Raw genomic sequence first — 14,357 nt, 5'->3', positions numbered from 1 at the left:
CGCGCCGGTCCAGTCTCCCACACTGGCCCGCGCGGCTTTTTTGCACGATTGGCTGACGGAACAACATGGCTACCAAACGCGACTTTTACGAAATCCTCGGCGTCCCCAAGAACGCCAGCGAGGAAGAGATCAAGAAGGCCTATCGCAAGCTCGCGATGAAGCATCACCCTGACCGCAACCAGGGCGATGCGGGCAAGGATGCCGAGGTCCGGTTCAAGGAGGCCAAGGAAGCCTACGAGATGCTGTCCGACCCGGCCAAGCGCGCCGCGTACGACCAGTACGGCCACGCGGGCGTGGACCCGAACATGCGCGGCGGCCCAGGGGCCGAAGGCTTTGGCGGCTTTGCCGAGGCGTTTGGCGACATCTTTGGCGACGTGTTTGGTGGCGGCCGCGGGCGCGGCCAGGGTGGCCGACAGGTCTACCGGGGCAGCGACCTGAGCTACGCGATGGAAGTCACGCTCGAGGAAGCCGCCCACGGCAAGGAGGCGCAGATCCGCATCCCGAGCTGGGACGACTGCGACACCTGCCACGGCAGCGGCGCCAAGCCCGGCACCAAGGCCATCGTCTGCACCACCTGCCACGGCCAGGGCGCCGTCCAGATGCGCCAGGGCTTTTTCAGCGTGCAGCAGACCTGCCCGCAATGCCGCGGCACGGGCAAGATCATTCCCGAGCCCTGCACCACCTGCCACGGCCAGGGCAAGATCAAGAAGCAGAAGACGCTGGAAGTGAAAATCCCCGCCGGCATTGACGACGGCATGCGCATCCGCAGCGCCGGCAATGGCGAGCCGGGCACCAACGGCGGGCCCCCGGGCGACCTGTACATCGAGATCCGGCTCAAGAAGCACGACATCTTCGAGCGCGACGGCGACGACCTGCACTGCGCCGTGCCCATCAGCTTCACCACGGCCGCGCTGGGTGGCGAGATCGACGTGCCCACGCTGGCGGGCAAGGCCGCCATCGACATCCCCGAAGGCACGCAGGCCGGCAAGCAGTTCCGGCTGCGCGGGAAGGGCATCAAGGGCGTGCGCGCCAGCTACCCCGGCGACCTGTACTGCCACATCACGGTGGAGACACCGGTCAAGCTCACCGAGCACCAGCGCAAGCTGCTCAAGGAACTCGACGAGTCCATCCGCAAGGGGGGCGCCAAGCACTCGCCGGGCGGCGACAGCTGGACCGACAAGCTGAAGAATTTCTTCAACGCCTGAACGCCACAAACCCGCCCAAAGGGGTAGGAACGCACACAAAATCGGCGCACAATATTGCGCCATGGCGCTCAAACTGTTCCGCTCCACTGGCTACGCCTCGTTGTTCGAACCGGGCGAATCGCGGGTCTCCTTTCACCCGGGCTGGGTCATCCTGTTGACCAGCCTGTGGATCGGTCTGGCCTGCAACGCCCCGTTGTGGCTGGCCATTGCCGGGCGCGCCGGCATGTCGCACCTGATGGACAGCGCCGCGCTGGCCATCCTCGCGGGCGGGCTGGCCGCCTTGCTGCTGGGCCTGCTGGCCTGGGGCAACACGCTCAAGGCCATGGTGTTCCTGCTGCTGGTGGCCGCCGCCTGGGCCGCCGCCCAGGCCTGGTCGCGCGGGCTGATGCCCGACCCTTCGCTGGCCGACCGGGGGCTGACCCACCTCTGGCAGGGGCCCTGGCTGCCCTGGCAATTGATGGTGGCCCTGCCGGTGCTGGCGCTGCTGCCGCTGCTGTGGCTGCGCCAGGTGCCGGTCAAGCGCATGTCGGTGGTGCGGCAGTTGCGGGTCAATCTGGTCGCGCTGGTGCTGGGCGGCGCCGCCTGCCTGGCGGCCGCAAGCTGGCTGTTTCCCTCGCTGCTCAAGACCTGGCTCTGACTCGCCGACCGCGGGTCACCGTCAGAACAGGGCGGCCTGACCTTCGGGCGCCGGCCGCCGGAACGCCGTGGTGTCGAGCACGATGCGTTCGCGGTTGAAGCCCAGGCGGCGGCAGGCCCTGTCAAAGCGCTGTCGGATCAGGTCGGCCCAGAGCCCGCCGCCCCTCATGCGCGTGGCGAAGTCGGCGTCATAGTCCTTGCCGCCCCGCATCTCGTGGATGCGCGCCATCACCCGGGCCGCGCGCTGGGGGAAATGCAGGCCCAGCCATTCCCTGAACAGCGGCGCCACCTCCCAGGGCAGGCGCAGCACCGTGTAGAAGGCGCTGCGCGCCCCGGCCTCCCAGGCCGCTTCCAGCACCTGTTCCATGTCATCGTTGATGAACGGGATCTGCGGACCCACGCTCACGCCCACCGGCACCCCCTGCTGCGCCAGCGTGCGCACGGTGCGCAGCCGCCGGTGCGGCGCGGCGGCGCGCGGCTCCAGCGTGCGCGCCAGCTCACCGTCAAGCGTGGTGATGGTCACATAGACCGCCGCGAGGCCCCGCGCCGCCATGGGTGCGATCAGGTCCAGGTCGCGCTCAACGCCGCTGGACTTGGTGACCAGCCCGAACGGGTGATGGGTTTCGTTGAACAGCTCGATCACCGAGCGCGTCAGCCGCAGCTCCCGCTCGACGGGCTGGTAGCAGTCGGTGACCGTGCCAATGGCCAGGCTGGTGGGCCGGTAAGCCGGACGTCCCAGTTCGCGGCGCAGCACCGCCGCGATGTTGCGCTTGGCCACCAGCCGGGTTTCGAAGTCGAGCCCGGGCGACAGGCCCAGGTAGCTGTGCGTGGGCCGGGCGTAGCAATACACGCAGCCATGCTCACAGCCCCGGTAGGGGTTGATCGAATGATCGAAATAGATGTCGGGCGAGTCGTTGCCCGTGATGATGCTGCGGGCATCCTCAAAGCGGACCTGCGTGAGCGGCACCGGCACGCCGTCGGCATGGGCCTGCGCCAGCGTGTCCCAGCCATCGTCGAAGGCACCGCGGTCCAGGGGCTCGAAGCGGTGCGCCATGCGCGAGGCCGCGCCGCGCCCCTTGAGCGCGGACAGCGGAATGAGGGTATCGCCCATGGCTGGTCCTGCGGAACCGGAAACCGGAATACTGTTATTTTATACAGTCTTCCGGTTCAGCCAACCCCGGTTCAGGAAGCGACGGGCAACTCCCGTGGCGCGCTGGCTTGCGCCCCTGCCGCCGCGGGCAGCCAGGCCCGCAGCGGCCCGATGAGCGCCGCCAGCGATTCCTCGAACACCCTCAGACGGGTGATCACCTCGTCCAGTGCCAGGGACTGGCCCAGAGCCTGCTCCAGCGCGCCGGCGTCCTGCGCCACGCGCAGCGCCCCGATGTTGCCCGACACGCCCCGGTTGGTGTGGGCCAGCCGCAGCGCCAGCGGCATGTCGCTGGCGGCCAGGGCCTGGCGGATTTCGTGGGCGCAGTCTTTCTGCCCTTCGGTGTAGCGCCGCAGCATGTTGATGTACAGCGCGCGCTTGCCCATCATGCGGCGCAGCCCGTCGTCCACATCCAGCCCTGCCACATGGCGCGGCAGGTCGTCGGCGGCCGTTTCGCCCGCCACCGGATCGCGCGGCGCAACGGGGCCGCTCACGAGCGACATGTCCACAGCACGGGGCCGGACCCAGGCCAGCAACCGGGCCCAGAGTTCGTCGGGATCGATGGGTTTGGACAGGTAATCGTTCATGCCCGCCGCCAGGCAGCGCTCGCGGTCGGTCTGCATGGCATTGGCCGTCATGGCCACGATGGGCAGGTCGGCCAGGCCCTCGATCCGGCGGATCGCCTGCGTCGCGGCAAGGCCGTCCATCACCGGCATCTGCATGTCCATGAGCACCAGGTCGTAGCGGTCGCTCTGCACCCGTCCGAGCGCCACCAGGCCGTTCCCGGCCACGTCCACGATCAGGCCCGCCTCCTGCAGCAGTTCGCGGGCCACCTGCTGGTTGATGTCGTTGTCCTCCACCAGCAGGACGCGGGCGTTGCGCAGGGCCGCGAGGCTGCCTGGCACCTGGGGCAGCAGCGCCTCGGTGCGGACCGGATCGGCCTGCCGCAGGCCCAGCGCTCCCATGGTGGTGTCAAACAGCACCGAGGCCGTCACCGGCTTGATCAGGACATCGCGGATACCGGTGGCAGCGCTTTCGGCCAGCACTTCCTCGCGCCCGTGCGCGGTCACCAGGATGATCAATGGCGGGCGCGCAAGGCCCAGCGCACGGATGCGCCGGGCCGTGGCGGGCCCGTCAAGACCGGGCATCCGCCAGTCCAGGTAGACCACCTCGAAAGGCCGGTCCTCTTCCTGGGCCGCCTGCAGTTGCTGCAGGGCCAATTCGCCCGATGGCACCTGGCTCACGGAAAAGGCCATGGTGTCCAGCAGGTCGGCCAGCACCATGCGGGCCGGTGCGTTGTCATCCACCACCAGCACCCGGCGACCGCGCAAGTCCGGGCTGGGGCGCAGGGCCGGAGCCGACGCAGGAGCCAGCGCCACCCGCGCGGTGAACCAGAAGGTGCTGCCCTCGCCCTGGACGCTGTCGACCCCGACCTCGCCGCCCATGAGATGGGCCAGCTTCTTGGAGATCGCCAGGCCCAGTCCGGTGCCGCCAAACCTGCGGGTGGTGGAGCTGTCGGCCTGCTCGAAACTCTGGAACAAGCGACCCGATTGCTCGGGCGTGAGGCCAATGCCCGTGTCGCGCACGCCAAACCTCAGCAGCAACCCACCCGGGGAACGCTCCTGCACGCGGGCCGAAATCACGACCTCGCCGCGCTCGGTGAACTTGACCGCGTTGTTGGCGAAGTTCACCAACACCTGCCCCAGGCGCAGCGAATCGCCGACCACCCGGCGCGGCACGTCGGGGGCCATGTCAAACACGAGCTCCAGACCCTTGGCATGGCATTTCTCGGCGATCAGCGTGGCCACGTTGTCCAGCACTTTCTCGACGTCGAACGCCTCCTGCTCGATCTCCAGTTTCCCGGCCTCCACCTTGGAGAAGTCCAGCACGTCGTTGAGGATGCCCAGCAGGTGCTGGCCCGACTTCTGCACCTTGGTCAGGTAGTCCCGCTGTCGCGGGGTCAGTTCGGTCCTGAGCGCCAGGTGGGACATGCCCAGAATGGCATTCATGGGGGTACGGATCTCGTGGCTCATGTTGGCCAGGAATTCGGACTTGATGCGGGCCGCGTCCTCGGCCAGGGCCCGGCCGCGCTGGGCATCCTCTTCCTGCTGCTTGCGCAGCGTGATGTTGTGGCTCACCGCCAGCGTGCCCAGCAGTTCGCCCTGCAGTCCCCGCAGCGGCGACACCACGACCTCGAACAGCACGCGCTCGCCGTCCGGCAGCGTCATGGGCATCTCGCACACATGCTTTTGCAAGGTCGTCAGCACCGACTGGTCGGCTGCCTCGCGGATCCGCGCGATGTCGGGGCCCACCAGTTGCGCCGCGGTGAGGCCGGGCACCGACGCCTGGTCGCGCCCCACCACCCGGGCAAAGGCCTCGTTGCAGCCAAGGTAGCGGCCCTGGGTGTCCTTGTAGAACACCGGCTCGGGAATCGAGTTGACCAGCGACACCATCATCGCCTGCTGGCGCCCGGCGGCCTCGGCGGCAAGCTTTTCGTCGGTGCGGTCCTTGATGCTGGTGACAAACATCGACTGTTCGTTGTCCTCGGCCAGCAGCACCGTGACCTCGACGAAGCGGATGGCGCCGTCCTTGCGGCGCTGGCGCCGCTCCATCGTGACCGGCACACGGGTCTCCAGCAGCGTGCTGCGCAGCTGGCGGCTGGCCTCGGGGCTGAAATCCGGGTCGAACAGGTCCACCCCCTGGCCCAGCAGTTCCTCCAGCGGGTAGCCCAGCTGGCGGCAGGCGGCGGGGTTGGCGTAGACGATGGTGGCGCGGTCGCGCTCCAGCCAGAGCATGGGACCGCCGTTCTCGATCACCACCTTGTGAAACTGCAGCTTCTTCTCCGCGCGCTCTCGTTCGGTGACGTCGCGGTAGGTCAGCACCACACCCACAATGTCAGGGCCGGCGTACTGATGAACCAGGTGGCGCTCGATCAGCCGCCCGTTCTTCAGTTCGATCAGGTCAATGGCATCGCTGCCGGGGGCGTCCTGCATTTCCCTGGCGCGGGCATGGAACTGCGCCGGGTCACGGGTCTGCGCGGCGTGGTGGGCCAACAGCTCCTGATCGGACGCAGCATCCACGAAAGCAGCCGTGGCGTCCCACAGCTCCAGGAACTTCGCGTTATAGAAGCGGTACGTGCGTTGCTGCGAAAAGCGGATCGTCAGGATCCCGTCCACGCAGGAATCCAGCGTGGTCCGCAGCAAGCGAACCGACTGCTCCAGCTCGGCAATCCTGGCTTCACAGGACCTGGCCGGCACCCCTGCCTTCATGCCGCGGCCCCGGCCAGCGCGGGCTCCATGGCCCTGATTTCGAACACATCGATGGGCTCGGCGAAGCCCTTGGCCACCACCGCCTCGCAGGCCGCGGCCTCGATGTCACCCTGCACCAGGCCCCAGGTTTTTGCCGAGATCAGGATGGACCCCGGCCGGGCGGCCTGCTCCAGCCGCGCCGCAAGATTCACTTCTGGGCCGATGATGGTGTAGTCCATGCGCAGCTCGCTGCCAAAGTTGCCCACATCGCAGTAGCCGGTGTTGATGCCGATGCGGATGCGAAAGGGCTTGTTGCAGCCCACGTCCTGCCACAGGCGCTGCAACCCCACCATGCGCCGCTGCATCGCCATGGCCATCTTCACGCATTGCAGGGCATCTTCGCGCGCACCCCGTGTCTCGGGGTCACCGAAGAAAATGACCATGCCATCGCCGATGAACTTGTCCACCGTGCCGCCGTATTCGGCAGCGATCTGCGACATCTCGGAAAAATAGTGGTTGAGCACATCGGTGATGTCCTCGGGCTGCCAGGTCGAGGTGGCGCTGGTGAAGCCCACGATATCCGAGAAGAACACGGTGAGCTTCTTGCGCTGGGTCCGGATCTCGGCCTCGCGGGTGCCATCAAACAGCGACTTGCAGACCTGGGGCGCGAGATAGCGCGAGAGTTTCCTGGACAGCGCCTGCAGGCGCCCGGCGTTGGCGCTGCGTTCAAGGTGGTTCTGCACGCGCGCCAGCAGCACGGGGGGACTGATGGGCTTGGCGATGTAGTCTGCCGCGCCCAGGTCCAGGCCCTGCTGCTCTTCCTCGGAGCTGGTCAGCGCCGTGAGGAAGATCACCGGCAGGTTGGCAAGTTCAGGCCTGCGCTGGAGCCGGCGCATGACTTCGTAGCCGTCCATGTCCGGCATCATGATGTCCAGCAGCACCAGGTCGGGCAGGTCGGCGGACGCCAGCACCTGCAGGGCCTCGGCTCCCGAGCCCACCAGCTGGACGCGGTAGCGGTCCTCCAGCAAGGCGCCCATGAGGTACAGGTTGTCCGGCGTGTCGTCAACCACCAGGATCCTGGGCGGAAGTCTGAATTGTCTGGTTTCGTCCATCATGGGGAGGCCTCTGGGGTGTTCTGTGGGCAGGTAACCAATGGTTATCCCGCAGCCGCGCCGCGCCCTAGGCATGTGGCGCATCCCGCCTAGGAAAATTGCCTAGGGTTGGGGTGAAAATCAGGGGTCACCGCAACCCCGCCTCGCACCATGACCATCGAACTTTCCAGGGACGCGCGCACCCAGGCCGTTGCCTCCATCGAACGTTACTTTCTGGAGGAACTGGACCAGAAGATTGGCAACATCCAGGCCGGCGCCTTGCTGGGCTTCTTCCTTGATGAAATCGGGCCGAGTGTCTTCAACCAGGCCGTGGCCCAGGTCCAGGAGCGCCTGCAGATGCGCGTCATGGAGGTGGACCTGGAAGTCCATGAGGACGAGTTCCGCTACTGGCGGCAACGGGGCAAGCGGTGAGCCGCGCCGCCACGGTGGCGCGGCTCACTCCCGCGCACGCGGCCACGTACCGCGATCTGATGCTGCGCGCCTATGAGGACCATCCCGAGGCCTTCACCACCAGCGCCCCGGAGCGGGCCGGCCTGCCGCTGGACTGGTGGGAACGCCGGCTGGCCCCTTCCCCTGACCCGGTGGAGGTTGTCTTCGGTGCCTGGCACAACGGCCAGCTGGTGGGCCTGGCGGGCCTGTCACGCGAGGCGCGCCTGAAAGCGCGGCACAAGACCACGTTGTTTGGCATGTATGTCTTGCCCGATTGCCGGAAGCTCGGACTCGGGCACGCCCTGGTCGAGGCCGTGCTCGCGCAGGCCCGGAGCTGCGCGGGCGTGCGCCTGGTGCAGTTGACCGTGACCCACGGCAACCATTCCGCGCAGGCCCTGTACGAGCGCTGCGGCTTCGTGGCCTTTGGCCTGGAGCCGATGGCGGTGGCCGTGGGCGATGGCTTCGTGTCCAAGGTGCACATGTGGTGCGACCTGGCCCAGGCGGTGCGCATCAGCCCCGCGGATGGTGCTGCGCGTGCAGCGCCTTGAGGCGTTCGCGGGCCACGTGGGTGTAGATGGTGGTGGTGGAGATGTCGGCGTGGCCCAGCAGCATCTGCACGGCGCGCAGGTCGGCCCCATGGTTGAGCAGGTGGGTGGCAAAGGCATGGCGCAGCGTGTGGGGTGACAGCGGCGCCGTGATGCCCGCGGCCAGCGCATGCTTCTTCACGATCATCCAGAACATCACGCGGCTCATGCCCCGGCCATGGCGCGTGACAAACAGGTCGTCGGTCTGCTGGCCGTCCAGAATGGCCGGCCGCGCCTGCGCCAGGTACTGCGTGACCCAGTCACGCGCCACCTGGCCAAACGGCACCAGCCGCTCCTTGGCGCCCTTGCCCAGCACGCGCAGCACGCCCTCGCCCATGCTCACGTTGAAGGTCTTGAGCGTGACCAGTTCGCTCACGCGCAGGCCGCTGGCGTACATCAGTTCCAGCATGGTGCGGTCGCGCAGGCCCAGCGGCGTGTCCACATCGGGGGCGCCGAGCAGCAGTTCCACCTGGGCCTCGGACAGTGTCTTGGGCACCCGCAGCGGCTGCTTCGCCGACTGCAGCTTGAGCGTGGGATCGGCGCTGATCAGCCGCTCGCGCAGGGCCCAGCGAAAGTAGCGCTTGAACACCGTGAGGCGGCGGTTGGCCGAGGTGGCCCGGGTCTGGGCATGCCGGGCCGCGAAATAGCCCAGCAGGTCGGCCTCCTGGCTGGCATCGAGCAGCCGGCCCCGGCCGTCGAGCCAGCGCGCGTACAGGCCCAGGTCGCGCCGGTAGGCCGCCAGCGTGTTTTTTGAAAGGCCCTCTTCCAGCCACAACGCGTCGATGAAGGCGTCAATGCTGGATTCGCTGGCGGTGCTCATGGGCGCGACGATAACAAAAAGGCCGTCCGGTGCACCGGACGGCCCGTGGGGCCCGCGCCGTGGCTGGCGCTCAGTCGAGCTTCAGCCCGGCCTTGTCCACCACCTGCTTGTAGACCGCGTACTCCGCCTTGATCTGCTCGGCGAACTGCGCCGGCGTGTTGCCAATGACGATCGAGCCGGTGTCTTCAATCCGCTTGCGCACAGCCGGGTCCGACAGGGCCTTCATCACGCCGGCGTGGATCTTGTCCACCACGTCCCTGGGCATGCCCTTGGGGCCCAGAATGCCGTAATACGCCATGCGGTTCACCGGCTCCAGGCCCACCTCCTTGAAGGTCGGCACGTTGGGCAGCACGGCCAGGCGCTGCGGCGCGGCCACCACGATGGGCACGAGGCGGTTGTCCTTGATGAAGGGCAGTGCCGAGGGAATGTTGTCAAAGATCATCGGCACCTGGCCCGCCACCGTGTCGTTCAGGGCCGGGCCCGCCCCACGGTAGGGAATGTGCGTCACAAAGGTGCCACTCAGGCTCTTGTACAGCTCCATCTGCAGATGGCCGATGCCCCCCGTGCCCGAGGGCGAATAGGAATAGCGGCCGGGCGACTTCTTGAGTTCGGCCACGAAACCCTTGTAGTCCTTTCCGGGAAAGCTCGGGTGCACCGCGATCACGTTGGGCGTGGCCGCGATGTTCACGATGGGCGTGAAGTCGGTGATGGGGTTGTACGGAATCTTGGGGTTGATGGCGGGGTTGGCCGCCGTGGTCGACACCGTGGCCATGCCCAGCGAGTAGCCGTCCGGCGCGGCGCGCACGGTTTCAGAAGCGCCCACCACACCGCCACCACCGGCCTTGTTTTCCACGATCACGCTCTGGCCCAGTGCCTTGCCCAGCGGCTCGGCGATCACGCGCGCAATGATGTCGGTGGTGCCGCCCGGCGCGAACGGCACCTGCAGACGGATGACCTTGTTGGGGTAGCCCTGCGCAAACGCGCTGCCGGCGGTTGCGGCCAGCAGGGTGAGCGCGAACCAGTGACGACGTTGCATGAATCTTCTCCTTGGAAAACAGCCAAACGATGAATCGGGAGACGGGATCGTAGACGCAAGACCCGGGCCCTTCGCTGTGGATTACACATAAGGGCTTACCCTAGGCGTTCAGTTATCCTCACCGAGTGAATTACGCGCAACTGCTCATCCCTGATTTCTCTCTGATCCTGTGCGGCTACCTGGTCTGCCGCTACACGGCGCTCAACCGCACGGTGTGGGAACAGGTGGAGAGCCTGGTGTACTACTTCCTGTTCCCGGTGCTGCTGTTTCACTCCATCGTGAAAAGCCCGCTCGACCTGGGGGCGGCATCGAGCCTGATCGGCGCCGGCCTGCTCATGGGCGTGACCGGCATCGCGCTGGCCTACAGCCTGCCGCACCTGCCGCTGATCGGTGCCCACATCGACCGGCGCGACCATGCGGCCAGCGCCCAGGTGGCCTTCCGCTTCAACTCCTTCATTGCGCTGGCCATGGCCGAGCGGCTGGCGGGCGCGCGGGGCCTGCTGTTGATCGCCGTGCTGATTGGCGTGTGCGTGCCGCTGTTCAATGTGGGCGCTGTCTGGCCCATGGCCCGCCATGCGCAGCGCGGCTTCCTGCGCGAATTGGTGCGCAACCCCCTGATCGTGGCCACGGCCACCGGACTGGTGGCCAATCTGCTGGGCTTTCGCATTCCGGTCTGGATGGAACCGTCGGTCTCGCGCATCGGTGCCGCGTCGCTGGCGCTGGGCTTGATGGCGGCCGGCGCGGGCATGCAGTTCGGCACCCTTGCGCGCGCCAAGACCCTGGCGGTTTCGGTGCTGGCCATCCGCCACTTCATCACGCCGCTGGTGGCTTTTGCCTACGCGCGGCTGTTCCGGCTGGACCCGGTGCAGACCACCATGCTCCTGACCTTTGCGGCCATGCCCACGGCCTCAAGCTGCTATGTGCTGGCCGCGCGCATGGGCTACAACGGGGCTTACGTGGCCGGCCTGGTCACGCTGTCCACCCTGCTGGGCATGCTGAGCCTGCCGTTCGCGCTGGGCATCCTGGGCTGAGCCGCGCCGTGCTTCACGGCAGGTTTACAACGCCGCGCTACCATCGCGGAACAAGTTGTAACCAAGTGTAATCAAGAAGTTATCATGCACTTTGATGCCTTGCGCGCCCTGCGTGGCCTGATCGGCTGCGCGGCACTGTTGGCCGCCACCACCCTGCAAGCCCAGACCTGCTCCATTCCCGGCCAGTCCGGCGCCGCCACCATCACCGCGCAACCCAACACCTTCTTCGCGGGCACCGGCAGCCCCGCGGCCAGCGCCACCAGCATCAGCGTGGGCGCCGGCAGCGGCGTCAACCGGGGCATCGAGGCCGGCGATCTGCTGCTCATCATCCAGATGCAGGGCGCCGACATCGACACCACCAATGACCGCGGCTACGGCAACAACGTCGGCCCCACGTCCACCGGCAACACCGTGCCCTACAACAACAACACCAACAACTACGCCGGCGGCTACCTGAACGACGCCAACTTCATCGCCGGGCGCTACGAGTGGGCCGTGGCGGCCGGCGGCGGCGCCACCTTCGGCGCCGGCGGCACCATCAACCTGAGTGCCCCGCTGGTCAATGCCTATGCCACGCGCAACAACAGCACCACGGTCACCAGGCGGTCCTGGCAGGTGGTGCGCGTGCCCCAGTACGCCAACCTCGTGCTCGGCGCGAACCTCACCCTGCAGCCCTGGGACGGCAGCAAGGGCGGCATGCTGGTCCTGGAGGCCACTGGCGACATCGACCTGAACGGGCGGACCATCAACGGCACGGGCGCCGGCTTCAGGGGCGGCGGCGCCGTTGAAGTGGCGGCCAACACCACCTGCACCGGGGCCTACACCAACACCAGCGGCCCCTGCCGCCACTATGTGGCCACCATCGCCGCCTCGCTGGGCGGCTCCAAGGGCGAAGGCCTGTCGGGCACGCCAGCCCGCCTCTACACCAACGACCCGGCCGGCGCAGGCACGGGCACGGTCATCAACGGCACCACCGATGGCTATCCCGGCGGCGAGGCGGCGCGCGGGGCGCCGGGCAACGCGGGCGGCGGCGGCAACCAGCACAACGGCGGCGGCGGCGGTGGCGGCAACGGCGGTGCCGGTGGCCAGGGCGGGAACACCTGGAACAGCAGCAACGCCAACTTCGTGGGGCTGGTGCTGGGTGGTTTCGGTGGCGCGCCTTCGGGCAACGCGCCCAACCGCTGGATCATGGGCGGCGGCGGCGGCGCGGGCGATGTGGGTGGCAACGCCGTGACCTCGCCGGATGGCTCCGGCGGTGCGGGCGGCGGCATCGTGGTGCTGCGCGCCAGCCGCATCGACGGCGGCGGCGCCGTCATCACGGTGGACGGTGCCCCGGGCATTGCCGCGCGCGCCACCGACGCCGCGGGCGGCGGCGGCGCGGGGGGGACCGTGATCATCACCGCGAGCACGGCTGCCGTGGTCGGTGGCCTCACGGTCAACGCGCGCGGCGGCGCGGGCGGAGCCTATTTGTCGAACGTGTCCGAGCAGGACGGCGCTGGCGGCGGCGGTGGCGGCGGCTACATCATCGACAACGTCACGGGCATCACCACCAATGTGACCGCCGGCGCAGCGGGCGCGACGGCAAGCACCGCCTGCGACAACGGCGCGGACTGCGGCCAGGACGCCGGCTACGCCGGCACGGGCAATGCGGGCTACACCGGCACGGCTGACGGCGTCCTGGTCGGCTACGAGTGCCTGCCCGACATCACCGTGTCCGTCGCGACCACAACGCCCCTGGTGACGGCCTCCACCGGGGGCACCGCGGCCTATGTGGTGACGGTGTCCAACAACGGCGGCGGCGCGCGTTTCGTGACCCTTGAAAACCAGTTGCCACCGGGGTGGACCTGGGCCTCGAACAGCGCACCCAGCTACGCCCCGGTGCAGCCGCTGGCCGCGGGCCGCCTGTCCAGTGGCGCCGAGACCGTGGGCATCACCAACAGCAGCATCTGGTCGGTCGGCACCAACCCGCTGTCGGTCAGCGCCACCCCCACGGTCAGCTCCTTCGCCCTGGCGCCGCGCCGGCTCACGGCGCCCTCGCAGCTGACCTTCAGTTTCGTGGCGAGCATTCCGGACACGGCCACCGTGGGCACGTACCACATGCCCGTGGGCATCGAGTTTCTCGATCCCACGCGCCTGGCAGCGCAACCCACACGCCTGGTGTCGCCGGCCACGCTGGCCAGCGCCAACCGCACGGGCACCGCCTACGCCGCGACCACCTACGCCAACTACAACGGCGCCGGCACGACCAATGTGGCCGGCAGCAACTACAACGGCCTGGTGGCAGGCCCCACGACGGAAGATGTCCGGCTGATAGCGGACTTCAGCGTCACCAAGACTGCTCCGGCGAGCGTGACGCCGCTGGTGACCTTCAGCTACGTCATCACCGCGCGCAACAACGGCAGGCCCATTGGCAGCCAGAGCTACAGCGTGAGCCAGGCCAGCGACGTGTCCACCGCGAACGTGCCCGCCACGTTCGGTTCATCGCCCCTGACTGTCACGGACAGCTTCACCGGCAGCGGCGTGACGCTCACCACGGCCTTTGCCGGCACCGGCTGGAGCTGCAGCGGCAGTGCCCCCATCGTCTGCACTTTGCCCAACGCCAGCGCCTACCCGATTGCCAACGGCACGGACTTCCCCGCGCTGTCGGCCACGGCCATGTTCACCCCGACCTGCATCGTCTCGATGGCCTCGGTGACCAACAGCGTGCAAGTGTCAGCACCCGCCGGGGAGTCGGTCACCACCAACAACACCGACACGGCGGTGGTCAGCCCCACCTGCGTGAGCGCCAACCTCACGCTGAGCAAGACCAATGGCACCGCCACGGTGGCGGCGGGCAGCACCTTCACCTACACGCTGACCGTGGCCAACCTCGGCCCCGGCGACGCGCCGAACACGGTGATCCAGGACCCTGCAGCCACCGGCCTGAGCTGCAGCACAGTGAGCTGCGCGGTCAGCGCGGGCACGGCGTCCTGCCCGGCCAGTTCCACCGTCGCCGGCCTGCAGGGGTCTGGCCTTGCCTTGCCGGCCTTCAACGCGAGCTCCACCGTTACCTTCGCGCTGCGTTGCCAGGTCACGGCAACCGGTTCGTAGCCAGGGGTCCTGCGTTAGT

11 protein-coding genes are annotated in these 14,357 nt (G+C 68.1%); 6 read left to right on the top strand and 5 right to left on the bottom strand.

The genetic code is table 11. The annotated features are described in order from the left end of the window. Nucleotides 1-65: 65 nt before the first annotated feature. Together dnaJ and KF796_09515 are read left to right on the top strand one after the other, a co-directional pair. Entirely contained in the window at nucleotides 66-1,205 is a 1,140-nt protein-coding gene (dnaJ, locus tag KF796_09520) for a molecular chaperone DnaJ (GenBank protein MBX3586875.1), read from the top strand. A 61-nt stretch (nucleotides 1,206-1,266) separates the two neighbouring features. Then, nucleotides 1,267-1,842 (top strand): hypothetical protein, encoded by a 576-nt coding sequence (locus KF796_09515; protein ID MBX3586874.1) that lies wholly within the window; start codon nucleotides 1,267-1,269, stop codon nucleotides 1,840-1,842. Nucleotides 1,843-1,863: 21 nt separating this feature from the next. On the opposite strand, the gene KF796_09510 is transcribed toward KF796_09515, so the two are convergent. From KF796_09510 to KF796_09500, 3 genes are all read right to left on the bottom strand, one after another. Then, on the bottom strand, nucleotides 1,864-2,952 hold the full coding sequence (locus KF796_09510; protein MBX3586873.1) for a PA0069 family radical SAM protein: 1,089 nt from the start codon (nucleotides 2,950-2,952) through the stop codon (nucleotides 1,864-1,866). Nucleotides 2,953-3,023: 71 nt separating this feature from the next. Beyond that, nucleotides 3,024-6,257, bottom strand: a complete 3,234-nt coding sequence (locus KF796_09505; GenBank protein ID MBX3586872.1) for a response regulator — start codon at nucleotides 6,255-6,257, stop codon at nucleotides 3,024-3,026. Next, nucleotides 6,254-7,348, bottom strand: coding sequence for a response regulator (locus KF796_09500; protein ID MBX3586871.1), 1,095 nt, complete (start codon nucleotides 7,346-7,348; stop codon nucleotides 6,254-6,256). Before KF796_09500 ends, KF796_09505 begins: the two co-directional genes overlap by 4 nt. 150 nt (nucleotides 7,349-7,498) lie before the next feature. Here KF796_09500 and KF796_09495 point away from each other — a divergent pair, with 150 nt between their 5' ends. Then, a complete protein-coding gene (locus KF796_09495) occupies nucleotides 7,499-7,759 on the top strand; it encodes a DUF2164 domain-containing protein (GenBank protein ID MBX3586870.1) in 261 nt (86 codons plus the stop codon). Between the two features lie 59 nt (nucleotides 7,760-7,818). After that, nucleotides 7,819-8,325 (top strand): GNAT family N-acetyltransferase, encoded by a 507-nt coding sequence (locus KF796_09490; protein MBX3586869.1) that lies wholly within the window; start codon nucleotides 7,819-7,821, stop codon nucleotides 8,323-8,325. Here the strand turns inward: KF796_09490 and xerD are convergent. Further along, entirely contained in the window at nucleotides 8,288-9,181 is an 894-nt protein-coding gene (gene xerD / locus KF796_09485; GenBank protein MBX3586868.1) for a site-specific tyrosine recombinase XerD, read from the bottom strand. The genes KF796_09490 and xerD overlap by 38 nt on opposite strands. 70 nt (nucleotides 9,182-9,251) lie before the next feature. Further along, complete coding sequence (locus KF796_09480) at nucleotides 9,252-10,217, bottom strand: tripartite tricarboxylate transporter substrate binding protein BugE (protein ID MBX3586867.1); 966 nt, start codon at nucleotides 10,215-10,217, stop codon at nucleotides 9,252-9,254. 125 nt (nucleotides 10,218-10,342) lie between these two features. Here KF796_09480 and KF796_09475 point away from each other — a divergent pair, with 125 nt between their 5' ends. Next, entirely contained in the window at nucleotides 10,343-11,248 is a 906-nt protein-coding gene (locus KF796_09475) for an AEC family transporter (protein MBX3586866.1), read from the top strand. Nucleotides 11,249-11,332: 84 nt separating this feature from the next. Continuing rightward, the gene (locus KF796_09470; GenBank protein ID MBX3586865.1) at nucleotides 11,333-14,338 is read left to right on the top strand and encodes a DUF11 domain-containing protein; all 3,006 of its coding nucleotides are present in this window, start codon (nucleotides 11,333-11,335) and stop codon (nucleotides 14,336-14,338) included. The last annotated feature ends 19 nt before the right edge of the window (nucleotides 14,339-14,357 follow it).

It is taken from the genome of Ramlibacter sp. (assembly GCA_019635435.1).
Lineage (GTDB): Bacteria > Pseudomonadota > Gammaproteobacteria > Burkholderiales > Burkholderiaceae_C > JAHBZM01.
This window is presented reverse-complemented; position numbering and strand designations above follow the sequence as displayed.

Bases quoted from the DNA above. Each gene is read 5' to 3' on its own strand.
- dnaJ (MBX3586875.1), top strand. From the start codon at position 66: ATGGCTACCAAACGCGACTTTTACGAAATCCTCGGCGTCCCCAAGAAC.
- KF796_09515 (MBX3586874.1), top strand. From the start codon at position 1,267: ATGGCGCTCAAACTGTTCCGCTCCACTGGCTACGCCTCGTTGTTCGAA.
- KF796_09510 (MBX3586873.1), bottom strand. From the start codon at position 2,952: ATGGGCGATACCCTCATTCCGCTGTCCGCGCTCAAGGGGCGCGGCGCG.
- KF796_09505 (MBX3586872.1), bottom strand. From the start codon at position 6,257: ATGAAGGCAGGGGTGCCGGCCAGGTCCTGTGAAGCCAGGATTGCCGAG.
- KF796_09500 (MBX3586871.1), bottom strand. From the start codon at position 7,348: ATGGACGAAACCAGACAATTCAGACTTCCGCCCAGGATCCTGGTGGTT.
- KF796_09495 (MBX3586870.1), top strand. From the start codon at position 7,499: ATGACCATCGAACTTTCCAGGGACGCGCGCACCCAGGCCGTTGCCTCC.
- KF796_09490 (MBX3586869.1), top strand. From the start codon at position 7,819: ATGCTGCGCGCCTATGAGGACCATCCCGAGGCCTTCACCACCAGCGCC.
- xerD (MBX3586868.1), bottom strand. From the start codon at position 9,181: ATGAGCACCGCCAGCGAATCCAGCATTGACGCCTTCATCGACGCGTTG.
- KF796_09480 (MBX3586867.1), bottom strand. From the start codon at position 10,217: ATGCAACGTCGTCACTGGTTCGCGCTCACCCTGCTGGCCGCAACCGCC.
- KF796_09470 (MBX3586865.1), top strand. From the start codon at position 11,333: ATGCACTTTGATGCCTTGCGCGCCCTGCGTGGCCTGATCGGCTGCGCG.